Source organism: Leptothoe sp. EHU-05/26/07-4 (assembly GCF_043421015.1).
Taxonomy (GTDB): domain Bacteria; phylum Cyanobacteriota; class Cyanobacteriia; order Phormidesmidales; family Phormidesmidaceae; genus Leptothoe; species Leptothoe turfae.
The window spans coordinates 106147-132470 of record NZ_JAXSQV010000004.1 but is presented as its reverse complement, the minus strand read 5'-3'; the positions used below and the strand labels follow the sequence as shown (position 1 = coordinate 132470).

The 26324-nt window shown below is 47.5% G+C and carries 31 protein-coding genes and 1 pseudogene; 9 read left to right on the top strand and 23 right to left on the bottom strand.

The features are described 5' to 3' along the window. Positions 1-83: 83 nt before the first annotated feature. Positions 84-2705: a M1 family aminopeptidase gene (locus U2F10_RS13660; RefSeq protein ID WP_499872436.1), complete on the bottom strand. Its 2622-nt coding sequence runs from the start codon at positions 2703-2705 to the stop codon at positions 84-86. A gap of 254 nt (positions 2706-2959) precedes the next feature. Between U2F10_RS13660 and U2F10_RS13655 the strand changes: the two genes are divergently transcribed. The 6 genes and pseudogenes from U2F10_RS13655 to U2F10_RS13630 all read left to right on the top strand — a co-directional run. Beyond that, on the top strand, positions 2960-3904 hold the full coding sequence (locus U2F10_RS13655; RefSeq protein WP_499872435.1) for a class I SAM-dependent methyltransferase: 945 nt from the start codon (positions 2960-2962) through the stop codon (positions 3902-3904). Between the two features lie 257 nt (positions 3905-4161). Further along, positions 4162-5748: an NAD(P)H-quinone oxidoreductase subunit 4 gene (locus U2F10_RS13650; RefSeq protein ID WP_163661917.1), complete on the top strand. Its 1587-nt coding sequence runs from the start codon at positions 4162-4164 to the stop codon at positions 5746-5748. A gap of 150 nt (positions 5749-5898) precedes the next feature. Continuing rightward, a complete protein-coding gene (locus tag U2F10_RS13645) occupies positions 5899-7260 on the top strand; it encodes an FtsW/RodA/SpoVE family cell cycle protein (protein WP_499061297.1) in 1362 nt (453 codons plus the stop codon). Between the two features lie 84 nt (positions 7261-7344). Then, entirely contained in the window at positions 7345-8085 is a 741-nt protein-coding gene (locus U2F10_RS13640) for a cytochrome c biogenesis protein CcdA (RefSeq protein ID WP_163661920.1), read from the top strand. 42 nt (positions 8086-8127) lie between these two features. Then, positions 8128-9489 carry a cytochrome c biogenesis protein gene (locus U2F10_RS13635; protein WP_499872433.1) on the top strand — a complete coding sequence of 454 codons (1362 nt, stop codon included), beginning with the start codon at positions 8128-8130 and terminating at the stop codon, positions 9487-9489. Between the two features lie 85 nt (positions 9490-9574). Beyond that, a pseudogene (locus U2F10_RS13630) lies at positions 9575-9879 on the top strand (Uma2 family endonuclease); the annotation flags it as partial. Positions 9880-9915: 36 nt separating this feature from the next. On the opposite strand, the gene U2F10_RS13625 reads toward U2F10_RS13630, so the two are convergent. From U2F10_RS13625 to menB, 3 genes are all read right to left on the bottom strand, one after another. After that, entirely contained in the window at positions 9916-10476 is a 561-nt protein-coding gene (locus U2F10_RS13625; protein WP_499872431.1) for a DUF6891 domain-containing protein, read from the bottom strand. 121 nt (positions 10477-10597) lie between these two features. After that, on the bottom strand, positions 10598-11380 hold the full coding sequence (locus tag U2F10_RS13620) for an aminoglycoside phosphotransferase family protein (protein WP_163661927.1): 783 nt from the start codon (positions 11378-11380) through the stop codon (positions 10598-10600). A 132-nt stretch (positions 11381-11512) separates the two neighbouring features. Then, a complete protein-coding gene (gene menB / locus U2F10_RS13615) occupies positions 11513-12346 on the bottom strand; it encodes a 1,4-dihydroxy-2-naphthoyl-CoA synthase (protein ID WP_163661929.1) in 834 nt (277 codons plus the stop codon). A gap of 194 nt (positions 12347-12540) precedes the next feature. On the opposite strand from menB, the gene hemJ reads away from it, so the two are divergent. Then, positions 12541-13131, top strand: coding sequence for a protoporphyrinogen oxidase HemJ (gene hemJ, locus U2F10_RS13610; protein ID WP_163661931.1), 591 nt, complete (start codon positions 12541-12543; stop codon positions 13129-13131). A 189-nt stretch (positions 13132-13320) separates the two neighbouring features. Here the strand turns inward: hemJ and U2F10_RS13605 are convergent, their stop codons facing one another. Continuing rightward, positions 13321-14280: a LysR substrate-binding domain-containing protein gene (locus U2F10_RS13605; RefSeq protein WP_163661932.1), complete on the bottom strand. Its 960-nt coding sequence runs from the start codon at positions 14278-14280 to the stop codon at positions 13321-13323. A 97-nt stretch (positions 14281-14377) separates the two neighbouring features. On the opposite strand from U2F10_RS13605, the gene chrA reads away from it, so the two are divergent. Together chrA and U2F10_RS13595 are read left to right on the top strand one after the other, a co-directional pair. Then, positions 14378-15550: a chromate efflux transporter gene (chrA, locus tag U2F10_RS13600; RefSeq protein ID WP_163703007.1), complete on the top strand. Its 1173-nt coding sequence runs from the start codon at positions 14378-14380 to the stop codon at positions 15548-15550. A 128-nt stretch (positions 15551-15678) separates the two neighbouring features. Then, positions 15679-16740 (top strand): N-acetyltransferase DgcN family protein, encoded by a 1062-nt coding sequence (locus U2F10_RS13595; protein WP_163661936.1) that lies wholly within the window; start codon positions 15679-15681, stop codon positions 16738-16740. A gap of 56 nt (positions 16741-16796) precedes the next feature. Here the strand turns inward: U2F10_RS13595 and infA are convergent, their stop codons facing one another. The 18 genes from infA to rplB all read right to left on the bottom strand — a co-directional run bounded on the left by infA (position 16797) and on the right by rplB (position 26320). Next, positions 16797-17021 carry a translation initiation factor IF-1 gene (infA, locus tag U2F10_RS13590; RefSeq protein ID WP_006276978.1) on the bottom strand — a complete coding sequence of 75 codons (225 nt, stop codon included), beginning with the start codon at positions 17019-17021 and terminating at the stop codon, positions 16797-16799. 251 nt (positions 17022-17272) lie between these two features. Next, positions 17273-17827, bottom strand: coding sequence for an adenylate kinase (locus tag U2F10_RS13585; protein ID WP_163661938.1), 555 nt, complete (start codon positions 17825-17827; stop codon positions 17273-17275). Beyond that, complete coding sequence (gene secY / locus U2F10_RS13580) at positions 17827-19149, bottom strand: preprotein translocase subunit SecY (RefSeq protein WP_163661940.1); 1323 nt, start codon at positions 19147-19149, stop codon at positions 17827-17829. Before secY ends, U2F10_RS13585 begins: the two co-directional genes overlap by 1 nt. A 98-nt stretch (positions 19150-19247) precedes the next feature. Then, positions 19248-19694, bottom strand: coding sequence for a 50S ribosomal protein L15 (gene rplO / locus U2F10_RS13575; RefSeq protein WP_163661942.1), 447 nt, complete (start codon positions 19692-19694; stop codon positions 19248-19250). Between the two features lie 36 nt (positions 19695-19730). After that, positions 19731-20255: a 30S ribosomal protein S5 gene (gene rpsE / locus U2F10_RS13570; protein ID WP_163661944.1), complete on the bottom strand. Its 525-nt coding sequence runs from the start codon at positions 20253-20255 to the stop codon at positions 19731-19733. A gap of 21 nt (positions 20256-20276) precedes the next feature. Beyond that, positions 20277-20633 carry a 50S ribosomal protein L18 gene (gene rplR, locus U2F10_RS13565; protein WP_006515900.1) on the bottom strand — a complete coding sequence of 119 codons (357 nt, stop codon included), beginning with the start codon at positions 20631-20633 and terminating at the stop codon, positions 20277-20279. A 7-nt stretch (positions 20634-20640) separates the two neighbouring features. Then, positions 20641-21177, bottom strand: a complete 537-nt coding sequence (gene rplF, locus U2F10_RS13560) for a 50S ribosomal protein L6 (protein WP_163661946.1) — start codon at positions 21175-21177, stop codon at positions 20641-20643. 67 nt (positions 21178-21244) lie between these two features. Then, positions 21245-21646: a 30S ribosomal protein S8 gene (gene rpsH / locus U2F10_RS13555; RefSeq protein WP_163661948.1), complete on the bottom strand. Its 402-nt coding sequence runs from the start codon at positions 21644-21646 to the stop codon at positions 21245-21247. Positions 21647-21666: 20 nt separating this feature from the next. Then, a complete protein-coding gene (gene rplE / locus U2F10_RS13550; protein WP_163661950.1) occupies positions 21667-22212 on the bottom strand; it encodes a 50S ribosomal protein L5 in 546 nt (181 codons plus the stop codon). A gap of 44 nt (positions 22213-22256) precedes the next feature. Further along, positions 22257-22568 (bottom strand): 50S ribosomal protein L24, encoded by a 312-nt coding sequence (gene rplX / locus U2F10_RS13545; protein WP_163671561.1) that lies wholly within the window; start codon positions 22566-22568, stop codon positions 22257-22259. 29 nt (positions 22569-22597) lie between these two features. Continuing rightward, on the bottom strand, positions 22598-22963 hold the full coding sequence (gene rplN, locus U2F10_RS13540) for a 50S ribosomal protein L14 (RefSeq protein ID WP_006515905.1): 366 nt from the start codon (positions 22961-22963) through the stop codon (positions 22598-22600). Positions 22964-22975: 12 nt separating this feature from the next. Beyond that, the gene (gene rpsQ / locus U2F10_RS13535) at positions 22976-23227 is read right to left on the bottom strand and encodes a 30S ribosomal protein S17 (RefSeq protein ID WP_163661952.1); all 252 of its coding nucleotides are present in this window, start codon (positions 23225-23227) and stop codon (positions 22976-22978) included. A 14-nt stretch (positions 23228-23241) separates the two neighbouring features. After that, positions 23242-23490, bottom strand: a complete 249-nt coding sequence (gene rpmC, locus U2F10_RS13530; protein WP_163661954.1) for a 50S ribosomal protein L29 — start codon at positions 23488-23490, stop codon at positions 23242-23244. 3 nt (positions 23491-23493) lie between these two features. Further along, a complete protein-coding gene (gene rplP / locus U2F10_RS13525; protein ID WP_006515908.1) occupies positions 23494-23913 on the bottom strand; it encodes a 50S ribosomal protein L16 in 420 nt (139 codons plus the stop codon). 36 nt (positions 23914-23949) lie between these two features. Further along, positions 23950-24681, bottom strand: coding sequence for a 30S ribosomal protein S3 (gene rpsC / locus U2F10_RS13520; RefSeq protein WP_006515909.1), 732 nt, complete (start codon positions 24679-24681; stop codon positions 23950-23952). Between the two features lie 44 nt (positions 24682-24725). Beyond that, positions 24726-25088 (bottom strand): 50S ribosomal protein L22, encoded by a 363-nt coding sequence (gene rplV, locus U2F10_RS13515; RefSeq protein ID WP_499872429.1) that lies wholly within the window; start codon positions 25086-25088, stop codon positions 24726-24728. A gap of 11 nt (positions 25089-25099) precedes the next feature. Continuing rightward, the gene (rpsS, locus tag U2F10_RS13510; protein ID WP_163661956.1) at positions 25100-25378 is read right to left on the bottom strand and encodes a 30S ribosomal protein S19; all 279 of its coding nucleotides are present in this window, start codon (positions 25376-25378) and stop codon (positions 25100-25102) included. Positions 25379-25456: 78 nt separating this feature from the next. Next, positions 25457-26320, bottom strand: coding sequence for a 50S ribosomal protein L2 (gene rplB, locus U2F10_RS13505; protein WP_163661958.1), 864 nt, complete (start codon positions 26318-26320; stop codon positions 25457-25459). Positions 26321-26324 lie beyond the last annotated feature (4 nt).

Sequence of the window (26324 nt, the reverse complement as noted above, 5' to 3'; positions counted from 1 at the left end):
TTTTGGGTTTGTAATCTCAATATAAGCTGGCGTTTGGCGATGGTTATGGATGGGGCAGCCACAAGGGCAGCCCCTACAAATGTTTATTTCTCCTTGGTTTTCTTCTCGGCCTTCGCCTTGGCTTCCAAGGTTTCCAACCGGCTCTTTAGATCTCGATTTAACTGCTTCAACTCATCAAGATCTTTGCGCAATTCATCGACTGCCTGATCAGCACCGATGGCCCTACGCACTTTACCCATGGCTTCTTCAGCACGGCGTTTTACGCGACCATCAGGGCTTTGTTCAGCTAGCCCTTGTAATACTCGCACTGCGCCAGAGACCTCCATTTGGCCTAAGGCCATGACAACAGCAACCTGGGTTAAGAAGAACTCTTCGCGGGCAATGGCTTCGAGGCGATCTAGGATGCGATCGCAATTCACCTTACTCTGCCCCGCTGCAATCTTACCCAACGATCGAATTGCATTAAGCCGCAATGCTTGAGGAGTACCAATCTCGGTGTAGGGCAGTAACAAATCTAGAGCCGCTTCTGAAGATTTGAACACACTCAAACCGCCCATAGCACCTGAACGCACCACTTCATTCCAACCTGCACGCTCTTCTAGCACCCTTTCCAGTAGCTTAAGCGTCTTTTTCTCTTTATTTTTACCATTGTCTAAAGTGCTAGAGCCCACTTTACCCAGGGCTGTGGCCGCTGCACCTTCAACGTAGTAGCTCTCATCACCATTTTCAACAACAGATTTCAGAGCCTTATAGCTCGCTGCTGTTTTTACCCTAGACAAGGCATCTACCACTGCCCGACGCACTTTGGGATGCTGATCATCTAACCCTTTCAACAGCCCCTCAACGGCCTGATCCAGCTGAATCGTAGCCAGGGCTTCGGCCACTTCGGCTCGAACCGCCCAAAAAGAATCTTTCAGTAGGGCTGCGCCCAGGGTCTCTACCGCTTCTAACGTGCCTTTTTTAGCAATGGCCTTCGCAGCGTATACGCGAGAGATAGGATCAGGATCATACTTGAGTTGGGATTGGAGCTCTTTTAATGGGTACTCCAACTTAACGGTTTTGAGAGTATGGTTGCCCACATCAAAACTAATAAAGTCAGGCTTTTTCTGAAGTGGGAAGTAGAAGGCCTGCTGCCGTTCGTGAATCCTCACGGTTACGGTTTGTACATTGACAGTGTCATTCTCAATATAGCCAAACCCCATGGGAATCTTCAGGTCAAAGAGTCCTTCTTGCACCTGGGATTTGCCATCGGCCACCTGGGTCTGAGTCACCATCAGCTTCACAAGATTACTATCGCCATCCCAGCTGTAGCTAATGGAATAATCAGGATGTCCACCACGATAAACATATTGATCAAACAGATAGCGGAGATTCTTGCCAGTTGCTTTGTCAATGGCCCGTAATACATCTACCGTTTCCACAGTGGTGTGGGCATTCTCGGTGAGAAGAGTTTTCAACGTTTTAGTAAACAACTGATCCCCCAAGGCTTCACGAATCATGTGATAAACACAGGAGCCTTTTTCGTATATATGTCGGTCGTATAGCTCAATGGGCTCTCGATAAATGTGAGTAACTAGCGGACGACGGTAGCGACTAGCATCTTCAGCGAGATACGCACGGGCATGGTTGAGATGATAATACATGGCCTCATCACGGCCATAGGCTTCTTCTAACCACAACACTTCTGAATACGTGGCCATGCCTTCTTTTACCCAAGCATGGGACCAATGGTTAATAACTATCAGATCACCAAACCACTGGTGGGCCAGCTCATGGGCCACCAACGTTTCAGACCGAAGGTCGTCGATAGCAGCCCGCTTATCTAACAAACAGCGATCGGTCAGCAACGTGGTGGTCGTGTTCTCCATACCACCAAAGATGAAGTCAGCTGGACAGGCTTGATCATAGTTGGAGAAGGGATAATCGTAGCCAAACACCTGACTAAATTTCTCCATCATCTGGGGCGTTTTCCCCATGGTCAGCTCAATTTGATCCTTGCGCCCTTTAGCCACGTAATACCGCACAGGACGACCGCGCCATTCGGCTTCAATGCTGTCGTATTCACCAATGGCCAACGTCATCAGATAGCTAGGATGAACCTGATCTAGCTTCCAGTGATAAATTTTGGCTTTGCCATCCTCTTCGGTAGAGATTAATTCTCCATTAGACAGGGCAAAATACTTTTTCGGTACCCGTACCCGCACTTCAGATGTCGCCAGTTGACCTGGGTAATCAAAGCAGGGAAACCAAAAACGAGAGTCTTCATCTTCCCCCTGGGTCCACACCTGATAAGGCTTTTCAGGATAGTGCTCGTCGGGTGCAATAAAGTAAATACCCCGCTGGGGCTCTTTCACGCCATAGGTAATGACAAGGGTAATCGTCTGCCCCGCCAATGTAGGTTTATTGAGGTGAATGTGCAGCTGTTCACCGTCATAGTCAAAGGACTGCTGCTCGTCGTCGATCGTGATTGAATCGACGGACAAACTAACGGCATCAAGGGTCAAACTCTCAATCCCATTGCGTACCGGATTGAGGCGAATGGCACAGGTACCTTTATAGCTTTTCTTAGGAATATCAAAGTCTAGATCAAGGGCTATGTGCTCAACCTGTCCAGGACGGTCAGGATTATAGTGGGGCGATGCACCGGGAAGCGCGAAGGGTTTATGGCCGTTTTCATCGGCATTGAAATAGGCAGCGACGGACATAGAGAATTTGTGGTGGGTGAAGGCCCTATCCTCCAGTCCCTGCTCCCTGGGGAAAAGGATTGAGGGCGAGGGATCAAGGGCAACGTATTAGCAATTTAGGTTAACGTTTTCCCTAGGATTACGCCGCTACACTTTGGGATATTTAAAGTGTCTCTGGAGCGAGACCTTTAGTTTTCGGAGAGGAAACTTAAAGTTCAGCGATTGACCGTGGCTCTAAGCTAAATAGGACAAACGTGTTTGAGATGTGCCGTTAAATGAACGCCATTGCGACTCGCTCTATTAACCGCTTGATCAATGGAGCCTTGGCCATTAAGCCCCTGGTCAATTTTGCTAAGGATCGTGCCCGCAACATGATGATCAAACGGGCTGAATCTATTGGGGTGTATTGGCTAGATGAGGTGGCCCAACTGCGATCGCGAGGTGGCGATCAGCCATTTAACCCGGTTTGGGAAAAGGAAAGAGAGGAAATTTGCGATCGCAACCTCACCTATCCCGACTATTACCTCACCAGCTTTCACGCCTACGAAGAAGGCAACCTTGGCTGGGAACCTGCCCTAGAGGAATCGGTGGCAGCCAAAGCCGTCCATGCCCGTCTGTGGCCCGAAGGCGATGCCCAAGGCGACTTGCGTCTACGTCAAAGCCATCTTGATGTCCTGCTTGAAAAATTACCGACACCCCCCGAAACCATCGTGGACATTGGCTGTAGCACCGGACTCAGCACCCGCGCATTGCAACGGGCCTATCCCCAGGCAACCACCGTCGGTGTAGATCTATCCGACTACTTTTTAACCGTAGCCCAGTACCAAGCAAATGCAGCTACAGATGGCCTTAAAACGCCCCAGTGGATACATGCCGCCGCCGAGAAGACCGGCTTTGCTGATCAGTCCGTGGATTTAGTCTCAGCGTCTTTGCTATTCCATGAGTTACCTGTTTCCGCAGCCCTGGATGTCATCCACGAAGGATATCGAATCCTACGAGCCGGTGGCCATTTCACCATCATGGACATGAATCCCCAGTCGGAGGTGTACAAGAAAATGCCTGGCTATGTCCTCACCCTACTTAAGAGCACAGAACCCTACCTCGATCAGTACTTTGCTCTGGATTTACATCAGGTGCTGATGGATGCAGGTTTTGCTCAGCCGAGCCAGACGATTAATACCTCTCGGCACCGTGTGGTCATTGCCCAGAAGCCTGCCTAGTTGTCTGGCAAAGCTGAGAGTCAACCAACTTTATTAATGACTTGTAACGTTCTGATTACACACCTTTAAGAAATCCAGGAGATGGCTGGGAATCAATATTTTTATTCTTACAGTGGTTAACAAGGCTGGACAGTTGCCGCCTGGCAGCTATAAAACAGCCTGATTCCTACAGCCACGTTGTCTTGGCTGAGAATCTATGTTGAATACCTTTGGTCTAAATCATTTGGCCCACGCTCTAGAAACTGGCCCTAACGTCTATGGACTTTGTAACATTTCCTTGGTTAACCACCATCATCTTGCTGCCCATTGTGGCAGCATTAATTTTGCCGTTCATCCCAGATACGGATGGCAAAACAATACGGTGGTATTCCCTCATTGTTGGGTTAATTGATTTTGCCCTAATTGTCACTGCCTTTGTGACTGTTTATGATCCCACTAGCTCCGGGATGCAACTGGTGGAAAGCTACAGCTGGGTGCCAGCCCTAGATCTCAAGTGGTCAGTCGGCGTAGATGGCCTCTCGATGCCGCTGGTATTATTGACCGGCTTTATTACCACCCTGGCTGTCTTGGCATCATGGCCAGTCACCCTGAAACCCAAGCTTTTCTACTTCTTGCTGCTGTCAATGTACGGCGCTCAGATTGCAGTATTTGCAGTGCAGGATATGCTGCTCTTCTTCCTGGTATGGGAGCTGGAGCTGATTCCTGTGTACTTGCTGCTGTCAATTTGGGGAGGTAAGCGACGTCTGTACGCAGCCACAAAGTTTATCCTCTACACCGCTGGCGGTTCACTCTTTATTTTGGTAGCAGCCCTAGCCATGGCCTTCTACGGTGACACTGTCACCTTTGACATGCAGGCACTGATGGCTAAGGAATTTCCCATTCGCCTACAGCTCTGGCTATATACCGCATTCTTAGTAGCCTATGCAGTGAAGCTACCCATCTTCCCACTGCATACCTGGCTGCCTGACGCCCATGGTGAAGCCACAGCTCCAGTGCACATGCTACTGGCAGGCATTCTACTGAAGATGGGGGGCTATGCCCTAATTCGCATGAATGTGGAAATGCTGCCCGATGCCCATGCCATCGTGGCCCCCGGACTGATCCTATTTGGCGTCATCAATATTATTTACGCGGCGCTGACATCCTTTGCTCAGCGTAACCTCAAGCGTAAGATCGCCTACTCATCCATTTCCCATATGGGCTTTGTGATCATTGGTATTGCATCCTTTACCAATCTTGGAATGAGCGGTGCGGTACTGCAAATGGTGTCCCATGGATTGATTGGGGCGAGCCTGTTCTTCTTAGTGGGCGCGACCTATGATCGTACCCACACACTGATTCTGCCGGAAATGGGCGGTGTTGGTACCAAGATGCCGAAAATCTTTGCCATGTTTACAGCCTGTTCCATGGCATCCCTGGCTTTACCTGGCATGAGCGGTTTTGTAGCTGAGCTGATGGTCTTTGTAGGCTTTGCCAACAGCGATGCTTACAGTTTTAACTTCAAGCTGGTGATGATTCTGCTGATGGCGGTGGGTGTAATTTTGACCCCGATCTATCTGCTGTCCATGTTACGGGAAATCTTCTTTGGTCCTGAGAACAAGGAGTTAACCGAACATCAGGCACTGATTGATGCAGAACCTCGCGAAGTATTTATCATCGCTTGTTTACTGATTCCCATCGTTGGCTTTGGCCTCTATCCAAAGCTACTCACTCAGGTGTATGACGCTAAAACGATGCAAGTGAGCGAGAGTTTGCGTACAGAGCTGTTTGCCATTGCCGATCGGCAACCGCCGCTACCCATTGGCAATATCCCAACCACCAAGGCACCAGCCATCGGCCAATAGGTCCCGTGTGTAGAGGTGTTCCATGGAACGCCTCTACACATGGAAAAAATTCTTATCCTCTACTAAACTATCGATCTTTACGAGGTTACCCCTTGACAAGGTCGATGGTTTTCTTTATTTCTTAAGCACTCCTACACCAAGATCATCACATTGAATCTGAATCGCTTTGCAGGTGTCATTAACTTCTTTTCGGTGCGAGATTGGGCACTGGAAGCAAGACTACTGCGATGGTTGACCATGCTTTGGTTATTCATCGGCTTGGTAGTTCTATTTTCAGCATCCTTTCCAGTGGCTGATGCAGAAGTTGGTGATGGTGCCCGCTATTTCAAGGCCCAGATTTTATGGATTCTTGTGGGTCTCCTCATGTCTCGGTGGATTACACGCAATCCCCTCAGACTAGTCATGCAGTTTTCTGGCCTGGGATTGTTTGTGTGTTTGGGATTAATCGTGGCAACACATATTCCAGGTTTGGGCGTTACTGTTAACGGGGCGACCCGCTGGCTTCCACTGGGACCATTCCTGATTCAACCTTCGGAACTTCTAAAACCCTTTTTGATTTTGCAGAGTGCCAGACTATTTGGTCGCTGGCACCGGTTCCGTAATACGATGCGGTGGCTATGGCTAGGAATATTTGCCCTTTGCTTGTTAGCAATCTTGGTGCAGCCTAATCTCAGCACCACTGCTGTTTGTGGCATTACGCTGTGGCTGATTGCTTGGGCGTCGGGCCGTCCCTATGGGCAACTGATGATGACAGCTGGCACTGGGGTAGTCGCTGCTTTACTGAGTATTAGCATTAAGGCCTACCAACGGGAGCGGATTATCTCATTCTTAGATCCCTGGGCCCAGGCAAGTGATAATGGCTATCAGCTGGTGCAGAGTCTTTACGCCATTGGTTCTGGTGGTCTATGGGGTACCGGTTTTGGCATGGGTCAGCAGAAGCTGGGGTATCTACCGATTCAATATACTGATTTTATTTTTTCGGTCTACGCCGAGGAATTTGGCTTTATCGGGGCAGTCATGCTGCTGCTGTTTTTAGCGGTTTTTAGCACCGTTGCCCTGCTAGTAGCGCTGAAAGCAAAATCATCAGTTAATCGCCTAATTGCCATTGGTTGCATGGTATTACTAGTGGGCCAGTCTCTGATCAATATTGGAGTAGCAACGGGCTCTTTACCCACCACTGGGCTACCATTCCCCATGATGAGTTACGGCGGTAGCTCGATGATGTCTAGCTTAGTGATTGCTGGGCTCTTGATTCGCGTTGCCCGTGAGGCACATGAAGCAGATATTGTGGCGATGACTGAGCAACCCATTCGTCCCAGGCGTTATCGACCTGGCAGTCGTCGTCGTCGCCATGGGCAACAGCCTCAAACAGCGCCTACTAAGGCTAAGCAGATACCTGACAAACGAATTTTTCGCCCTCGTCCTCCCACACGGATTCACCCTGAAGTGAATGCAAAACCAAAGCTCAGTAGCAAGCCCATCCGCAAACGTAAGCGAATACGAAGCATTTAATGTTTCGATACAACTACAATTAGGAAAGTTAAGAAGCTATGGACAGGGGTCCGTAGGTAACGTTGATTTGCAGCCCGATTTTGTATGTGGGAAACGCTTCAGCTCAGTCTTTATAACCTTAGTCAGCTGGCTAATCAGTGGGTAGGCGCTCAGCTAAACCATCTTTCGTTGGCCAGTGTTGCCATTATTATGGCGGCTGGTTTACTCACCAGCCTGACACCATGCATGTTGTCCATGCTGCCGATCACAGTGGGCTACATGGGCAGTTATGAGCTTGAGAATCGCTGGCAGGCCGTTGGCCAATCTAGCTGGTTTGCTTTGGGTTTAGCCACTACCCTGGCTGGGCTAGGTGTGGTGGCCAGCAGTCTGGGCTGGGTCTATGGTCAGGTAGGTGTGGGCTTGCCCATTGTGGTGAGTGCGATCGCAATCATCATGGGCCTCAATCTCCTCGAAGCTTTACCGCTACCGCCTTTGCCGTCCTACAGCGGCATGGACTTTATGCAAAACAATATTCCGCGATCGCTAAAGTCCTACTTGCTCGGTCTCACCTTCGGCTTAGTGGCCTCACCCTGTAGTACCCCAGTGCTTGCCACATTATTGGCGTGGGTTGGTCAAAAAGGCGATCCGATTCTGGGTAGCTCTCTGTTACTGGCTTATACGATCGGGTATGTTACCCCGCTGGTCATTGCCGGTATTTTCACAGCTTCGATCAAAAAAATTCTGACCATTCGCCAATGGTCTGGTTGGATCACTCCTACTAGCGGTATTCTGCTAATCGGCTTTGGCGTCTTTTCACTGGTATCACGGTTTATGCCAGTTGCCTAATATACAGACGTTACATGCAACGTCTCTCCATCGAAATTTCCTATGCCTGCTGCCCTCAAACGTTATTTCAAAAAAGAACTGATTCCTCTACTTGCAGATTTGCGTCTTGCCATCGTTTTGCTGCTGGTGATTGCCGTATTCAGCATCCTGGGTACCGTCATCGAACAAGGGCAAAGCCTAGCCTTTTATCAACAGAACTACCCGGAAAACCCAGCTCTATTCGGTTTTCTTAGCTGGAAAGTACTACTCATAGCAGGCTTGGACCACGTATATCGCACTTGGTGGTACCTCTCCCTACTAATTCTCTTTGGCGGCAGTCTCACCGCCTGCACTTTCACACGGCAAATTACGGCCCTAAGGTGGTTTTCACGCACCTGGAACTTCTACAGCAAGCCGCGCCAGTTTGAAAAAATGGCCCTCAGCACCGAGCTTAATCAAGGCTCTCTTGACCAGCTAACTGAGCTATTGGAAGAAAAACGCTACAAAACCTTCCATAAAGATGGCACGATGCTATACGCCCACAAGGGTTTAGCAGGGCGCATAGGTCCTATTTTGGTCCATGCCAGCATGCTGATCATTTTGCTGGGAGCCATGTATGGAGCCATGACCGGGTTCTTTGCCCAGGAGATGGTACCCAGCGGCAATACATTTACAGTGCAAAACATTTTTGATGCCGGACCTTGGGCAGGTCCTCAAATTCCCAAAGATTGGTCGGTAAAAGTGAATCGCTTTTGGATTGACTACAGCCCTGAAGGACGTGTGGATCAGTTTTACTCAGACCTATCGGTTCTGGACGACCAAGGTGACGAAGTTAAACGTAAAACCGTATGGGTGAATGAGCCCCTACGTTATCGCAATGTCACCATGTACCAAGCGGATTGGTCCATTGCAGGAGTGCGGGTGAAAGTCAATAATAGTCCCATTTTGCAATTGCCCATGGCCCCCATAGCCACGGAAGATGGTGGCAAGCTTTGGGGAACTTGGGTACCCACCAAACCCGACATGAGTGCTGGCGTATCGCTGATTACCCAAGATTTACAGGGAACTTTGTTGGTTTACAACGAGCAAGGTGAGCTAATTTCCACGGTGCGAGAAGGCATGTCGGTGGACGTTAATGGGGTGACTCTATCAGTGGCTGAGATTATTGGCAGTACTGGCCTCCAGATCAAAGCAGATCCAGGTGTACCCTTTGTTTACTTAGGCTTTGCGTTACTGATGTTGGGGGTGGTTATGAGCTATATCTCCCACTCTCAAGTTTGGGCATTACAAGAAGGGAATCAGCTTTATGTGGGAGGCCGGACTAACCGGGCTCAGGTAGTGTTTGAGCGAGAATTAGTCACAGTTCTAGATAAACTAAGCGCTCAGGCAGATGCCGAACCAACGGAGGAATTAGTCGTTTTCTAGAGAACATTTTCTATGGGGCAATTGTCACCAACCATATTAAAAACAAGATAATCGAGAACCCTATCCAGTCAGGAGCAGTTCTAGAATGAGAACCCTTGCAAAATGGTCTATCAACGACTATCACCAGATGGTAGCAGCGGGTATTTTAGATAATCGCCAGGTGGAGCTGCTAGCGGGGGAGACATCATCGAAACGGCACCGGAAACCCCACTACCTTACAATGTTGCCAAACGGGATTCTCGCTATCTAGAAACTTTGCTCCAGGGTAAGGCTGATGTTCGCTTCAATGCTCCCATCACTTTGGCAGATTCCGAACCGGAGCCAGATATAGCTATTGTTCGGTTACCAGAGTCTACCTACGACAATCGTCATCCTTATCCTCAAGACATTTCAGGTGCATCGATTTGTTATGCGACTTTTTATGAATTAACGCCGTTGCCATTCCAATTTGGGCACGCCTAGCCTCTTGGCAAACGTTCCATCCCAATCGACTTTCAGGCCAACACGTTCAAGTTCTTCACGAATAACGTTTCCGATTTCCGGCCCCTTGGTTTCTTCCTCAGTTGGATCGACTGGGCCAAACGCGAAGTACAGGCCACCACCATACACAGCACGTTCAAGGTCCTGTCCGTGATAGAAGCAATAACCCAGAACTGACGACTTGTTCGGGTGATTCTCATAAGCATCAAGAAAGTCTTCATAGCCATCGCTTTGCGTGTAGCCCGCATTTTGTAATGCGATAATCCCGCGTTCGTTGATTGCGGCAAAAGCTGAATCGAGGCGATCACAATCAGTCACCTCGGGCCATGTTTGTTTTTCCGCTTCCCATGTTTCGAATTCAACGTCAATTGCCGCCGACACTTCGTCTGGCTCAAGGTCTCCAGGCACGTACATCTCCTCGCAGAAGATATCCATCAGGCGGTTCTTGCGGTAGAACCCTGAGCGAACCAAAGCGGCAATTTCTTGAACGGTTTCTGAACTGAGCATTGTGATGATTCAGATACGCGAGTGGAATCAGCAACATACCGATTGAGTCCAGCGGCGATTAATAGCCTTGTTATTCGACCGAGCATCTTTAATCGCCTTCGACTGCGGTTATATCGCTAGGTTAAGCGATTCGCTTCAGTGTATCCAATCCATCGTTCAGAGTTTCGTCATCTGCGTGTTCAACACCGAAAACTGCATCCATCAAAGCAAACATCTGATGATAAAAAGGCGATCGCTCCAGTAATGATCCAACTACCGGATAAGTTAAGGCAAGCTGCTCAACAAACAGACTGCCATAACTGGCAAACAGCCCTGCTATGTCCCAACCAGGATCACCCCACCCTAATGAACCGAAGTCAATAACACCCGTGATATTCTTTTCACCGTCCCACAGAATATTACTCGAACCAAAGTCACCGTGTCGCAGCACACAAGGTAGGTTCGGCAGTTGCTCGATATGGGATTGAATTTGAGAACGCAAAACTTTGGCAGTCGTAGAAGTTACCTTAGGAAAAACAAATCGCTCTGCTTTATCAAGAAAATTCGTCCACCATCTTTGATCGATGCAGGGTAAATCAATATCACCCAAGACAACTGACTCGATCTCATGTAGAGACTTCAAGAAACTACCAAGCTGAGTTGCTAGATGCTCTTGGGTTAAGTTGCTAAGATTTTGCACTGACCATAGCGGTTCACCTGGAAGTCGGGAATGAAGGGTCACAATTTCATCTCCAACCTCTACGATTTGCATAACGGGAACTGGCAGAACAAGCAGGTTACGAAGTCGTGGTAAAACAGACACTTCTTGACGAACTCCTGCGACCGCTTCAATATTTCGAGGACGACGAATTACAACATTACCTAAGACAGCAACATCACTGTTTTGGCTGTCGAACAGTTCCATAAAAGAGTTTCAATCAACACTAAAGGTTTCTGCTCAAAATCCATAGTAGGTTGTTCGATTGCTCAATAGTTATTGCTCAATAGTTATTGCTCAATAGTTATTGCTCAATAGTTATTGCCCAATAGCCTATAACTAAGGCAGCCAGGGATATTGGCTAAAATCAGGCGGACGTTTTTCCAGAAAAGCCTGTTTTCCTTCAGCACCTTCTTCTGTCAAGTAATACAGCAACGTAGCATTACCCGCTAATTCTTGCAGACCAGCTTGACCATCGCAGTCGGCATTAAATGCGGACTTAAGACAGCGAATGGCAGTAGGGCTTTTTTGAAGAACTTCCTGTGCCCACTGAATGCCTTCTGCTTCTAGCTGTTCCACGGGGACAACATGGTTTACCAGTCCCATATTCAGTGCCTGTTGGGCATCGTACTGACGACAGAGAAACCAGATCTCGCGCGCTTTTTTCTGACCGACAATGCGGGCCAGATAGCTAGCCCCAAAGCCCCCATCAAAACTCCCCACCTTAGGGCCAGTCTGACCGAATATGGCATTATCCGCAGCAATGGTCAGGTCACAAATCAAATGCAATACATGGCCACCGCCAATGGCATAGCCTGCCACCAGGGCAATGACTACCTTGGGCATGGATCGAATCAGCCGCTGCAGATCTAGCACATTCAATCGAGGAATGCCATCAGCCCCTACATAGCCTGCTTTACCACGCACGCTCTGGTCACCACCTGCACAAAAGGCATACTTGCCATCGGTGTGGGGACCCGCTCCGGTCAACAGAACAACACCGATGGAGGTGTCTTCTCGCGCATCACAAAAAGCTTCGTAGAGTTCAAATACTGTTTTGGGGCGAAAGGCATTGCGTTTGTGGGGACGATTAATGGTGATCTTCGCAATGCCATTGGCCTTGTGATAAAAAATATCCTCATAGGTTTTGACAGATTGCCAATCAACTTGCATGGTGTGTCTGCTGGTGAATGATCGCCCGATGGGCAATGCCCACCCTACCATTCACTACTCACCACTCACCATTCTCTAATCATTACAAGGCCGTTACAAAGCCAGATCGCAGCAGTCAAAACCATGACATTTACGGGAGAATAGTCGCTAGAGAAAAATAGTGGCTTCAAGTTTTAGCCCCACTGTGCAAATTCATGGCTTACTACTGGTTCAAAGCATTTCATATTTTTGGTGTCGTGGCCTGGTTTGCAGGTCTTTTCTATCTGGCACGTTTATTCATCTATCATGTCGAGGCTGACATGGAGATTGAACCCGCTCAGAGTATTTTGAAAAAGCAATACAGCATTATGGAAAAGCGGCTGTATAACATCATCACTACACCAGCCATGGTGTTAACTGTGGCCATGGCCATAGGCTTACTCACAGTTATGCCTGAATATCTTCATCAGGGGTGGATGCACGCCAAACTTGGCTTTGTAGGATTGCTATTGATCTATCACTTTTACTGTGGTCGCTTAATTAAGCAGTTAGAAAATGGCGAATGTATGTGGAACAGTAAAACGTTGCGGCTCTTTAATGAGGGACCCACTTTATTACTGGTGATCATTGTCATGCTGGTCATCTTTAAGAACCAGTTTCCCACTAGCGCCACCACATGGTTGATTGTGGCTTTAACTATTTCGTTTTTGGCAACTATTCAGCTCTATGCCCGAAAGCGTCGCTTAGATAAAGAACGAGAAGTGGCAGAGGCTACTGACAAGACGAAACAGGCCTTGTCATCTTAGCCATGGGATATGGTATTGACTAACCTGCAAAAAACAATAAACTTTTGCAGGTTACAGCTCTAGGGGAAATGCCTTGTACGATAGCTGCCTGAGTAGCAGTATTTGGCATCCCAAGAGATGTCATAAACTATCAGGTTTCGACTTTGAACCAGTTGTCAAATGTGAACTTTATATTGGCTTGATAAAGTCTCAGCCAACCACTACGGCTTCCTGGTTCGGCATTGGTTGCCCCAGACCTGGTAAAAACTTTTTAGCCATAGCAGGACTTTCCTCTAGCAAGTATGTCAAGAAGCTTTCAGCTACTACAGAAAGCTGCTTACCGGCTAAATGACCAACATACCACTGGCGAGGAATGGGAAAACCTTCAACATCAAGAATGGCAAATTCACCACTCGTGCCTTCAGAAATAATGGTGTGTTGGGATAGGACCGAAACACCTAGACCACCAGCAATCCCTTGCTTAATGGCTTCATTACTACCCAGTTCAAGACGGACTTTTACATCCACATTATTAGCGGCAAATAGCTTTTGTACCGCTTCGCGAGTACCTGAACCTGGCTCACGCATAATGAAGGGCTCGTTATTTAAGGCCTCAATCGGTATATTTGCTTTGCCAGCCAGTGGATGATCTGTAGGCGCAATTACCACCAGCGGGTTATCCAAAAAGGGATAAGTTTTGAGATCAGGCTGGCTGGGCAGTTGGCTGAAAATAAACAAATCATCCCGATTATTGATCATACGCTCCTGAATATTTTGGTGATTTGTCACCTTGAGCGAAATGTCAATGCCAGGATAGCGCTTGCAAAATGGTCCTAACAGGCGTGGAACGAAATATTTGGCAGTTGTAATGACAGCTATACTCAAGCGCCCCTGTTTCATGCCTTTAAGATCGGCAATGGACATTTCAAACTGAGATAGCCCTTGAAAAATTTCTTGACAGGTTTCTAGTAGCTTTTTACCAGCCTGGGTCAGGTATAACCGCTTACCAATTTGTTCAAATAATGGCAATCCTACAGCTTTTGTAAGCTGCTTGACTTGTATTGATACTGTTGGCTGGGTTAAATAAAGTTCTTCGGCTGCACGGGTAAAACTACCGTGGCGCGCAGTTGCTTCAAATACCTTGAGCTGATGGAGCGTCGCATGAATCACGGTCTGAGTCCTCGTTGCAGCTAGCGGTAATCAATCGTCACGTATCCTTCGATAGAGTCTATTCTATCAAAGAAACCTATTAGAGTGGACTTTTTCTATGAATAGTCAGATAAATCGACTTAAAGAATTGTCTGAATTGTTTCTAAAGTTAGGTGCTATTGGCTTTGGAGGTCCCCAGGCTCACATTGCCATGATTAACGATGAGGCAGTTGAGCAACGCGGCTGGCTTGATGCTGATGAGTTTAGCGATGGTCTGGCGTTATGTGAAATGCTTCCAGGCCCAGCCTCGACTCAGATGGGTATTTACACCGGCTATGTTTATGCTGGTTGGTTGGGGGCTTTGGTAGCAGGTCTGGCATTTATTACACCAGCCTTCTTGATTGTGGTAACTCTAAGCTGGGTTTACTTTCAGTTTCAACAGCTACCCCAGCTAATCGCTCTATTTTTTGGGCTATCGCCTGTCATGATCGCCATCATTCTGGGCTTTTGTTATAAGTTAGGCCGCAAATCTATTCAGAACTGGATAGGGATAACAATTGCTGCTATGGCTTTTTTGGCAAGCACATTCAGCAATCTCAGCACCCTGGTTTTATTCTTGCTGGCAGGACTATTAGGGATTGGATTATATGGCTCTAAAAGTCTCCGGTTCAATAGCGTCGCCCCCTTAGGATTATTGGCAACATTGCAGCCTAGTTTTTGGGGAACTGAACGCATATCAGAATATGGCTGGCCTTTATTTACGTTTTTCCTACAGGTAGGAACACTTATTTTTGGCGGTGGATTAGTCATTATCCCGCTGTTGGAGTTCGAGGTGGTGGAACGTTTAGGTTGGCTATCTACTGCTGACTTTATCAATGGCGTTGCTATCGGACAGCTTAGTCCTGGCCCTGTCGTCCTCACAGCGGCATTTGTGGGATATAAAATGGCTGGTTTTTTTGGAGCACTGATTTCTGCCATAGGCATTTTTACGCCATCGTTTCTATTTATTATGCTGGCAGCTCCTGTTTTGGTTCGGTTACGACAAAATACTTGGGTCCAGGCATTTCTAAAGGGTATTAAACCAGCTGTAGTCGGTGCAATTATGGCAGCGGCCATCCCCTTAGGGCAAACGGCATTTGGGCGAGAAACTTGGGCGCTATCGATCTTGGCTGGGGTGGTTGCGATCGCATCCCTAATCGCCATTATCCGTTTCAAAGTTACCGCATGGAAACTCATTCTAGGCGGTGCTGCGGTGGGTCTCATCGGCTATCCCCTCTTAGGAGGAGCTTAAGTTTTGAGTGTTAAGTGCTGAGTTTTAAGTGATTCCGGTTAAAACGTTTTACACGGCACGAAAATCCGTGAGTAATAAACCTCATAATTTAGAACTCAAATCTTTTCTTACCCACGTGTCTCCCTACTATGCATCTCCAACCTCACCATCGCATTGCGATCCTGCTTCACAACGGCATTACTGGAGCCAAGGGTAAAACCGGGCTTGCCCTGCTGCGCTATAGCCAGAATCCCATTGCCGTTGTTGTGGATGAAACCTGTGCGGATCAATCGATTCAAGAACTTACCGGCATCAATCGAGATGTACCCATCGTGGCCACGATGGCAGCCGCTTTGCACTATCAGCCCGATGTACTGGCTATTGGACTTGCTCCATCTGGAGGTCGTTTACCAGAACCATGGCTGGAAGATGTGAGGGTTGCGATCGCAGCAGGCCTGAATGTGATGAACGGTCTCCACACCTACTTCAACGATGATCCGACGTTGACTAAGTATCTTGACCGAACCCGCTACCCCGACCAGTGGATTTGGGACATGCGCCAGGAAATACCTGGGCTTTCCGTTGGGTCAGGCAAAGCACGCGACTTAAACCATTGCCGTCGCGTATTAGCAGTTGGAACTGACATGGCAGTTGGCAAAATGTCTACATGTATTGAACTGGACCGCGCCACGCAGGCAAAAGGCCTTCGATCACAGCTCATTGCTACTGGTCAAACAGCTCTAATGCTTGGGGCTCCAGGCATAGCCCTCGATGCTGTGCGCGTAGACTTTGCAGCCGGGGCAGTAGAACAAGCTGTCCTCGACCATAGCGCCCAAAATGATGTGCTCTATGTAGAAGGTCAAGGCTCTTTGCTCAATCCAGCCTCGACTGCCACATTACCCTTACTACGGGGCACTCAGCCAACCCATCTTGTCTTGGTACACAAAATTAATCTAGAGCGCATTCAACACTTTCCAGACTTTACTATCCCCCCTATGCAAGAGGTGATTAATCTCTATGAAACTGTAGCTCATGCAGGTGGAACCTACAGAGCACCTCGAATGGTAGGCATTGCTTTGAATACATTTGGAGTCAGTGAAGATGAGGCTAGAAATGCAATTTCAAACTTATCAGAAACGACCGGACTACCTTGTACAGATGTTGTCCGTTTTAGCCCATCTCCAATCCTCGACGTTATTCTAAATACCTAACTCTATTGAGCTTAGATACAATAACCCAAAACTCAAAACTAAGCATTTAGAACAACCTACTTTTTCCTCAAACGATAGGTAATGCGGCCCTTAGTCAAATCATAGGGAGTTAGTTCAACCTTAACCCGATCTCCTGGCAAAATCTTGATGTAATTACGACGAATTTTGCCAGAAATATGAGCTAATACATTAAACCCATTATCTAAATCCACTCGAAACATAGCGTTGGGAAGAGATTCGGTAACAGTCCCTTCCATTTCAATTAAATCTTGCTTAGACAATTAGCTAATCCTCAATTCAATCAATAATCAAACACGAAGCGGACAGACTTCACCGTCCACCCGCTCCAATAGCAGCTACTTGAACACGTTAGAATAACTGCTGACATCGCTAGTGCAATTTAAATCTCTCACGATTGTCCCTTGTTCTAGACAATGGAACCACCGTTATAAGATTAACAAACGATACCCAAATTGCTATGAAATGGTCCGCCAATAGATGTCTACTAATAACATATACATAGACAGTTAACCTATGCTTGTAAAACCTGTTTCAAATCAGCTTCTACAGACCCCATTGCCTGATGCCCATTGACCGACACTAGTTGCTGGCGACTTCTAAAGAATTCAATCAGGGGTTCCGTTTGCTTACGATAAACCTCTAATCGGTTACGAATAACATCTTCGTTATCGTCCTTACGACCGCGCGACAATAAGCGAGATATCAGCACATTATCCGGTACCTCCAGATTCAGCACACATTCACAAGGCTGCTGAATCTCTGCAAGCAGCTTGTCTAGAAAGTTAGCCTGGCTAACATTACGGGGAAAGCCATCCAAAATCCAACCCTTACTGGCATCTTTCTGACCTAAACGCTCACGAATAAGATCCAAAATCAGCTCATCAGGTACCAACTCCCCAGCATTCATATAGGATTCCGCTTTTTGACCAAGCTCACTCTTGGCAGCCACCGCTGCTCGAAGAATATCTCCAGTCGAGATGTGAGGCACATCAAAATCCTTAGATAAAACGGCGGCCTGAGTCCCCTTACCAGCACCAGGAGGACCTAAAAAAATTACTCTGATCACTATTTTTTCACCATACCCTCGTAACGTTGAGAAATCACATAGGTCTGAATCTGCTTGGCTGTATCAATAGCCACACCTACCAAGATCAGCAGAGAAGTAGCACCTAAGCCTTGAAATACGGTTACGCGCAAACCACTTTCTACCATACTGGGAACCACCGCAACGACCCCTAAGAACAAGGCACCAAGGAAAGTTAGACGATTTAAGACTTTCCCAATAAAATCACTAGTAGCCTTACCGGGCCGAATACCTGGGATGCTTGCCCCCATTTTCTTCAAATTCCGCGACATATCTTCAGGATCCACAACCAGTGATGCATAGAAGTAGCTGAAGAACAGAATCATAACCAGATACATCAGGTTGTAAGGTGGAGAACCCGGGCTCAAAAATCGATTTACAAAGTCTGAGATCCCAGGATTAGATAGCGTGCTGGCAATATAAGGAGCCGCCTGTAAAGGTAGAACCAAAATAGCCGACGCAAAAATGATAGGCATCACTCCACCTTGGTTTAGACGCAGAGGCAGGTAGTTGCTCTTTTCCAGATAGAGTTTTCGACCTACCTGTCGTCGTGCGGAAACAATGGGAATTCGACGCATGCCCTCTTGGACAAACACAATCCCCACAACCATAGCCAAATATACAAGGCTGACAACTATGATACCTGCTACTTCCTGACGAGAGGATGTTGGCGACTGAGCTACGGTGACGGCACTATCAAGTAAGCGAGGTAGTGATGAAACAATGTTCAGAAAAATCAGTAAAGAAGCCCCATTACCAACACCACGCTCGGTAATTAACTCCCCTACCCACATCACAAACATTGAGCCAGCAGTTAAAGCAACTGCCGTTTCAACAATGAATAGGATGCCAGGCTCATTCGCAAAAGGACTTAGCAAAAAGCTAGCCAGCAATGTACTCTGCAGTACCGCCCACCCCATCGCAACATAGCGAGTGATTTGGGAAATCTTGCGTCGTCCAGCCTCACCTTCATTTTTCTGTAAATCCTCCAATTGAGGAATAGCGGCTGTCAGCAACTGCATAATGATAGAGGCGTTAATGTAGGGCAAAATGCCTAAGGCAAAAATACCCAACAGGGATAAACCACCACCCACAAAAATATCAAGGAAACCAAGCAGGCCTCCAGCATCAACCTGCTGTGAGAAAGCGACACGATCAATCCCTGGCACAGGGATATACATTCCCAAGCGTACCAACACTAACAATCCCAAAGTCACCAGCAAACGCCCACGCAAACCGGCTGCTTGAGCCATTTGCAAAAACGTTTCCTGAGCGCTTGGTGTCTTCCCTCGACTGACAACCATAATCTTTAGATTCTGTTTTAGATTCTAATTAAACATAAGCTGCGCCCAGGACGGAAACCAAGACACAGCTAACTGAGTTATATGCTTATTCTAGAGGCTTACGCCACGATTTCACAGGTACCACCAGCTGCCTCAATCTTAGCTTTCGCACTTTGGGTAAATGCTGCAGCTTTAACCGTTAAGGCAACATCAAGCTGACCATTGCCCAAAATTTTCAGTGGTCCATCGTTAGATGTAATGATTCCAGCTTCCATCAGAGATTCTATAGTCACCTCTGAACCTGCAGAAAGCTCAGCCAAGCGCGAAACATTTAGCACTGTGAATACCTTTTGATTCACAATGGGAAAATGCTTAAGCTTTGGAATTCGGCGATATAGCGGTAGCTGCCCACCCTCAAAACCAGGGCGCGTAGGGCGACCCGAACGAGATTTTTGCCCTCGCATTCCAAAACCACAAGTAGCCCCCTGTCCGGCTGAAATGCCACGCCCTACGCGACGACGACGGCGTCTTGAACCAGCTTTTGGCTGAATATCCTCTAATCTCATTGTTCTAAATCTCAACAATTTTTAATTATCTCAGATCTAAGCGTAGAGCTTCTCAAGGGGGATATCCCGCTCCTTAGCAACCTCAGAGAAAGTTCTCAATGAGGCCAACGCATCAGCAGCAGCTCGAGCATTATTTAATTGATTACCAGAGCCTAACTGTTTAGCTAAAACGTTCCGCACACCTGCAAGCTCAAGCACAGTACGAACGGCACCACCAGCAATTACACCAGTACCAGGAGCAGCTGGGCGCATGAAGACACGAGCACCACCCGCTTCACCAGTAGCAGGATGAGGCAGCGAATAGGCCTTATTCAAAGGCACATCCACTAAGTTTTTCTTCCCATCAGCTACACCCTTCTTAACAGCACCGATTACGTCGCTGGCTTTACCAACACCAACACCAACTTGGCCTTTCTCATTGCCAATTACTACGATGGCGCGAAAACTTAGCTTTTTACCGCCCTTAACCACCTTAGTGACACGGCGGATTTGAACAACTCGCTCCTGCCACTCTGACTCTTTTTCTTTACCTTTATTGCTCTTGCGACGTTCCTTTGCCATGATTTAACCCTTTAAGAAGTCCTAGAAATCCAGACCAGCCTCACGAGCAGCATCTGCCAGAGCTGCCACACGACCGTGATAAAGCTTACCACCACGGTCAAAAACAACGTGCTTAACTCCCTTAGCTAAGGAACGTTCAGCAATCAACTTACCGACCTTAGCTGAGGCATCCTTAGTAGCGCCAGTATCTCCTTTAAGGTCAGCCTCTAATGTAGATGCTGCAGCCAGGGTGTGATGCTTATAATCATCAATTACCTGGGCATAGATGTGATTATTAGAGCGGTAAACCGCTAACCGAGGGCGCTCAGCAGTACCCTTGACTCGGCGACGAATGCGCGCGTGACGACGACGGGTAGATTGTTTACGCGTAGCTTTCATAACTCAATTACTTCCCTGCTTTACCAGCTTTACGTCTCACCATCTCACCGAGATAGCGTACACCTTTACCCTTATAGGGCTCAGGCGGTCGGGCATCACGAATCTTAGCAGCGACGGTTCCTACTAGTTCCTTATCAATACCAGACACAATTATATTCGTGTTGTTTTCTACCTTGAACTCAATGCCTTTTGGTGGTTCGAATTCGACCGGATGGCTATAGCCCAAGTTCATATTCAAGGTCTTACCCTTGACAGCAGCACGATAACCAACGCCTTTAATCTCAAGACGCTTCTCAAAGCCCTTAGAAACACCCTCTACCATATTGGCAATCAAAGTACGTGACAGCCCATGACATGCTCGCGCAGCACGCGACTCATCTTGACGGGTCACAATTACTTGCTCACCTTCCTGGGTAATATTGACTTCCCCAGGTAAAATGCGAGACAGCTCTCCCTTTGGACCTTTGACAACTACTGATTGAGCATTGATAGACACGGTAACACCTGAAGGTACAGGTACCGGTTTTTTACCAATCCGAGACATTTTAATTTTTCCCTAACCGCCAGCAATAGCCGCGAAAACAACTAATTAATACAAGCAAGGCAAAACATTACCAGACGTAACAGAGCACTTCTCCACCGATACCCTTATGACGAGCATCTCTGTCAGTCATGATGCCACTTGAGGTAGAAACGATGGCAATGCCGATACCCCCCAACACTCGCGGTAAATCTTTGCAGCTTGAATAAACTCGCAAACCCGGCTTACTGACACGAGTCAGATTACGAATAATAGGTTGCTGCATCTTACCCTTGTACTTTAGACTCACCGTCATCATGCGTGCCACACCTTCAGTTGCGTCCGAGGTATCACCAATAAAGCCCTCTTCCTGAAGCACTTTGGCAATATTACGGGTAACTTTGGTAGATGGGATTTGGACAGTCCTATGCCGCGCGAGATTTGCATTTCGAATGCGCGTCAGCATGTCTGAAATCGTATCGTTAGACGCCATATTTCTCTCTCGTATAAACCTTAGTTATCCCGGAACGGCATTCCCAGCTCTTTGAGAAGAGCACGCCCTTCCTCGTCAGTCTTGGCAGTGGTAACAATCGTAATATCCATGCCGCGAACCTGATCAACACTGTCGTAATCGACCTCAGGAAAAATCAACTGCTCACGCAGACCCAAGGTGTAGTTTCCCCGACCATCAAAACTCTTAGGACTAACCCCTCGAAAATCGCGAATACGGGGTAGAACCAAATTGATTAAGCGATTTAGAAACGCATACATACGCTCAGAACGAAGGGTAACCATAACCCCGACTGGCATACCTTGACGAATTTTAAATCCAGCAATCGCCTTCTTAGCACGAGTGATCACAGGCCGTTGACCAGTAATTACACCCACCTCGCTCACAGATGCTTCCAATGCTTTAGCATTCTGTGAGGCTTCTCCTAAACCACGGTTGACAGTTACTTTGAGTACCTTGGGTACCTGGTGTACATTTTTGTACTCAAATTGCTCCATTAACTTAGGAACAACCTTTGTATTGTAAAAATTTTTCAGCTGTTCAGCCATTCTCTCGTTCCTTTCCCTGGGCTTGGTCAGGGACAAATAGTGAGCTAATCAATGATCTCGCCTGTCTTTTTCAAGATGCGGACTTTACGACCATCATCGGTAAACGTATAGCCAACACGACTAACAACTTTTTCCTTTTTGGAATAAAGCATCACGTTTGAACTATGAATCGGAAACTCAGATGTAACAATCTGTCCCGACTCCCCCTCTTGACGAGGCTTAACATGCTTAGTACGAATGTTGACACCTTCAACAATTATCAGGCTCTTCTTAGGCAAAACAGCAGTAATTTCGCCTACTTTGCCTTTATCCTTACCGGTGATAACCTGCACAGTGTCGCCTTTCTTAACGTGCATCTTGTGACGCACAGCTTGTTTGCTAGCCACTACAGTACCTCCGGTGCTAGTGAAACAATTTTGGTAAAGTTTCTGTCACGCAACTCACGAGCAACAGGCCCAAAAACTCGAGTACCTTTTGGATTGTTGTCATTATTAATGAGAACAGCGGCATTATCATCAAAACGAATGCTCATACCACTGTTGCGACGAAGATTTTTCTTGGTACGTACAACAACAGCACGGACAACGTCAGATTTCTTTACACCCATGTTTGGTAGCGCGTCCTTAACAACGGCGATAATGACATCACCCACGCTCGCATAGCGACGATTACCGCCGAGAACACGAATGCACATTAGCTTTCGTGCGCCGCTGTTGTCTGCCACATTCAGATATGTTTCCTGCTGAATCATTAGTTGGCTCCCCTACACTTTTTCAGAACGGCCTACAATATCGGCAACGACCCAGCACTTGGTTCGGCTAAGAGGGCGACTTTCGCGAATACGAACAATATCGCCATCCTTACACTCATTAGCATCGTCATGGGCCTTGTACTTTTTAGTACGGACGACGATTTTCTGATATTTGGGGTGGGGGACACGATTTTCAACAGCCACAACAACTGTCTTATCCATTTTGTCGCTCACCACTCGCCCCGTTAGTTCTCTAGCTGCCATAGCTTTTTCAACTCCTACTGCTCGCTACTCACTGCCGCATTTTCGCTAGTCGTCGCACCAACACTCAGTTGCCGTTCACGCTCGATAGTCATTAGCTGAGCCAATTTACGACGAGCATGCTTAAACTGATGAAATCCTGTCTCCATCTGACGGGTGGCTAGCTGGAAGCGCAAATCAAACAGTTCACGCTTAACATTAGCAATTTCAGTAGACAGCTCATCTTCACTGAGTTTCCTCAACTCTTTAGCCTTAGAAAGCGCCATAAATTATCCCTCCAATCCTTCACGAGCGATGAATTTTGTTTTGAATGGCAGCTTAAAGGATGCTAAACGCATCGCCTCACGGGCAATTTCCTCAGGCACACCAGTAATTTCAAAAACAATTCGACCGGGCTTGATCACAGCAACCCAAAATTCAGGGTTACCCTTACCAGATCCCATACGGGTCTCAGCCGGACGCATCGTCACAGGCTTATCTGGGAAAACACGAATCCAAATTTTCCCGCCACGCTTCACATAACGAGTCATCGCACGACGAGCAGCCTCAATTTGGCGAGAAGTCATCCAAGAGCACTCAGTGGCTTGGAGAGCATATTCACCAAAGTTAATTGTGCTGCCACGATGGGCCATACCGCGCATACGACCGCGATGCTGTTTACGAAATTTTGTTCTTCTAGGACTCAGCATGATGCTTAAACAGGCTAAACAGTTAAAGAGAAATAATTAGGACTCGTTAGAACGGTCCTCGAACTGTTGACGACGACGTGGCTGACGACGACGTGGCTGATTATTAGCAGGTTGAGGAACATCTTCCTGACCTGGAATAATTTCACCTTTGAAAACCCAGACCTTAATGCCTAGAATTCCGTAAGTAGTCTGAGCAGTTTTGTAGGCGTAGTCAATGTTCGCGCGCAACGTATGCAGGGGCACACGCCCTTCACGTGTCCATTCAGTACGAGCGATTTCAGCCCCATTCAAACGACCACTAACCTGAATTTTGATCCCTTCAACACCAGCACGTTGAGCACGTTGAATTGTCTGTCTTACCACTCGGCGAAACGATACACGTCGTTCAAGCTGCTGAGTAATGTATTCAGCAATCAGAGCAGCTTCAGCATCAACTCGAGCAACCTCGATTACATTGATACGAATTTGACGGGTATTATCTTTGAGTTGTTTTTGTAAACCAGCCCGCAGAGACTCAATACCTGTGCCACCACGACCAACAACAACACCAGGTCGAGCTGTGTGCACCTCTAAATCAATTTGATCGGCTTTACGAGCAATCTTGATATCAGAGATACCAGCGTTATTGAGGGTTTTCTCAATAAACTGACGAATTACATGATCCTCTTGCAATTGACTAGGGTACTGCTTTGAGTCGGCATACCAACAAGAAGCGTGCTCTTTAGTAATGCCAAGACGAAAGCCAATTGGGTGAATTTTTTGTCCCACAAATCCTTCCTTATACAGAGCTAACAGCGAAAAAATACTAGACCTTAACTAGCAGAGCCAGGGGCCACTGCAATTGTTATGTGACAGGTTGGCTTACGAATTTGATAAGCACGCCCCTGGGCCCGAGGTCGATAACGCTTAAGGACAGGCCCCTGATCAGCAAACGCTTCGCTAATGTAAAGATCAACGGGGTCCATGCCATTGTTATGCTCAGCATTGGCTACAGCAGAGCGGAGAACTTTAAGAATTGGTTCACAAGCCCTGTAGGGCATAAATTCAAGAATGATTAGAGCTTCTCGGTAGGAGAGGCCGCGAATCTGATCAAGTACCCGACGCACCTTATGAGGCGACATTCGAATATAGCGAGCAACAGATTTAACTTGATTATTACTGTCAATATCAACCATGGCTAACCTCCCTATCGTCTCGCTTTCTTATCACTCTTGACATGCCCACGAAATGTACGCGTGGGGGCAAATTCACCCAACTTATGCCCGACCATTTGTTCGCTGACATACACCGGGACATGCTGACGACCATTATGAACAGCAATGGTATGCCCAATCATTTGAGGGATAATAGTAGAGGCACGAGACCAGGTTTTAATCACCTGCTTGTCCCCTTTAGCATTGAGCTTTTCAATCTTTTTGAGCAGGTGATCCGCCACAAAAGGACCTTTCTTGAGAGAGCGAGCCATAGTTTCGCCAGCCTAACAACAATCGGTTGAACAACAAAATTTGGATGAGCAATAGAATCCAAACGAATGGATAAACATTTATGCGTCTCGACCACCGCGGCCACGCTTAGAGGAACGACGACGACGACGAACAATTAGCGAGGTACTAGCCTTCTTCTTATCGCGGGTCTTATAGCCAAGTGCTGGTTTACCCCAGGGAGTCACAGGACCGCTACGCCCAATGGGAGCACGACCTTCACCACCACCATGGGGGTGATCCACAGGGTTCATAACACTGCCTCGAACCTCTGGTCGACGCCCCAACCAACGCTTACGACCAGCTTTACCTAAAGTTACGTTACGAGACTCTACGTTACCTACTTGACCGATTGTGGCGTAACATTCACGACGAACCATACGGACTTCACTCGAAGGCAACTTGAGGGTGACATATCCCCCTTCCTTAGCCATTACTTGAGCAGAAGCACCAGCTGCACGAACAATTTGACCACCACGTCCTGGATACAGTTCAACATTATGAACCGACGTGCCAAGAGGCATCTTATATAGTGGCAAAGCATTACCCACCTCAAGGGGAGCATCAGTCCCAGCGACAATAGTAGCCCCCACTTTTAATCCCACGGGATGCAAAATGTAGCGCTTCTCGCCATCTTCATACTGAACCAGAGAGATGCGCGCATTTCTGTTGGGATCATATTCAACCGAAAGAACCTCAGCCGTTACCTCTCGCTTATCGCGCTTAAAATCAATCACGCGATAGAGACGCTTGTGACCACCACCACGATGACGGCAAGTAATCACACCACGGTTGTTTCTTCCCTTGGCACGATGAATAGAGCGCGTTAATTTCTTTTCCGGCTTACTCCGAGTGATTTCTGAAAAGTCAGAAACACTGCGCTCACGAGTACCTGGAGTCAGAGGCCGATAAGTACGAATTCCCATGTTT

What these genes read in the sequence shown, in the direction of transcription:
- hemJ (WP_163661931.1), top strand. Translation starts at nt 12,541, where the DNA reads ATGGCTTACTACTGGTTCAAAGCATTTCATATTTTTGGTGTCGTGGCC.
- rpsS (WP_163661956.1), bottom strand. Translation starts at nt 25,378, where the DNA reads ATGGCTCGCTCTCTCAAGAAAGGTCCTTTTGTGGCGGATCACCTGCTC.
- secY (WP_163661940.1), bottom strand. Translation starts at nt 19,149, where the DNA reads ATGGTTGTCAGTCGAGGGAAGACACCAAGCGCTCAGGAAACGTTTTTG.
- U2F10_RS13640 (WP_163661920.1), top strand. Translation starts at nt 7,345, where the DNA reads ATGTGGGAAACGCTTCAGCTCAGTCTTTATAACCTTAGTCAGCTGGCT.
- U2F10_RS13650 (WP_163661917.1), top strand. Translation starts at nt 4,162, where the DNA reads ATGGACTTTGTAACATTTCCTTGGTTAACCACCATCATCTTGCTGCCC.
- rplE (WP_163661950.1), bottom strand. Translation starts at nt 22,212, where the DNA reads ATGGCTGAACAGCTGAAAAATTTTTACAATACAAAGGTTGTTCCTAAG.
- rpsQ (WP_163661952.1), bottom strand. Translation starts at nt 23,227, where the DNA reads ATGGCAGCTAGAGAACTAACGGGGCGAGTGGTGAGCGACAAAATGGAT.
- rplF (WP_163661946.1), bottom strand. Translation starts at nt 21,177, where the DNA reads ATGTCTCGGATTGGTAAAAAACCGGTACCTGTACCTTCAGGTGTTACC.
- chrA (WP_163703007.1), top strand. Translation starts at nt 14,378, where the DNA reads ATGAATAGTCAGATAAATCGACTTAAAGAATTGTCTGAATTGTTTCTA.
- U2F10_RS13655 (WP_499872435.1), top strand. Translation starts at nt 2,960, where the DNA reads ATGAACGCCATTGCGACTCGCTCTATTAACCGCTTGATCAATGGAGCC.
- U2F10_RS13595 (WP_163661936.1), top strand. Translation starts at nt 15,679, where the DNA reads ATGCATCTCCAACCTCACCATCGCATTGCGATCCTGCTTCACAACGGC.
- U2F10_RS13625 (WP_499872431.1), bottom strand. Translation starts at nt 10,476, where the DNA reads ATGCTCAGTTCAGAAACCGTTCAAGAAATTGCCGCTTTGGTTCGCTCA.
- rplB (WP_163661958.1), bottom strand. Translation starts at nt 26,320, where the DNA reads ATGGGAATTCGTACTTATCGGCCTCTGACTCCAGGTACTCGTGAGCGC.
- rpmC (WP_163661954.1), bottom strand. Translation starts at nt 23,490, where the DNA reads ATGGCGCTTTCTAAGGCTAAAGAGTTGAGGAAACTCAGTGAAGATGAG.
- rplV (WP_499872429.1), bottom strand. Translation starts at nt 25,088, where the DNA reads ATGGTTGATATTGACAGTAATAATCAAGTTAAATCTGTTGCTCGCTAT.
- rplN (WP_006515905.1), bottom strand. Translation starts at nt 22,963, where the DNA reads ATGATTCAGCAGGAAACATATCTGAATGTGGCAGACAACAGCGGCGCA.
- rplO (WP_163661942.1), bottom strand. Translation starts at nt 19,694, where the DNA reads ATGAGATTAGAGGATATTCAGCCAAAAGCTGGTTCAAGACGCCGTCGT.
- rpsH (WP_163661948.1), bottom strand. Translation starts at nt 21,646, where the DNA reads ATGGCGTCTAACGATACGATTTCAGACATGCTGACGCGCATTCGAAAT.
- rplP (WP_006515908.1), bottom strand. Translation starts at nt 23,913, where the DNA reads ATGCTGAGTCCTAGAAGAACAAAATTTCGTAAACAGCATCGCGGTCGT.
- rplR (WP_006515900.1), bottom strand. Translation starts at nt 20,633, where the DNA reads ATGAAAGCTACGCGTAAACAATCTACCCGTCGTCGTCACGCGCGCATT.
- menB (WP_163661929.1), bottom strand. Translation starts at nt 12,346, where the DNA reads ATGCAAGTTGATTGGCAATCTGTCAAAACCTATGAGGATATTTTTTAT.
- U2F10_RS13635 (WP_499872433.1), top strand. Translation starts at nt 8,128, where the DNA reads ATGCCTGCTGCCCTCAAACGTTATTTCAAAAAAGAACTGATTCCTCTA.
- rplX (WP_163671561.1), bottom strand. Translation starts at nt 22,568, where the DNA reads ATGCACGTTAAGAAAGGCGACACTGTGCAGGTTATCACCGGTAAGGAT.
- U2F10_RS13620 (WP_163661927.1), bottom strand. Translation starts at nt 11,380, where the DNA reads ATGGAACTGTTCGACAGCCAAAACAGTGATGTTGCTGTCTTAGGTAAT.
- rpsE (WP_163661944.1), bottom strand. Translation starts at nt 20,255, where the DNA reads ATGGCAAAGGAACGTCGCAAGAGCAATAAAGGTAAAGAAAAAGAGTCA.
- U2F10_RS13660 (WP_499872436.1), bottom strand. Translation starts at nt 2,705, where the DNA reads ATGTCCGTCGCTGCCTATTTCAATGCCGATGAAAACGGCCATAAACCC.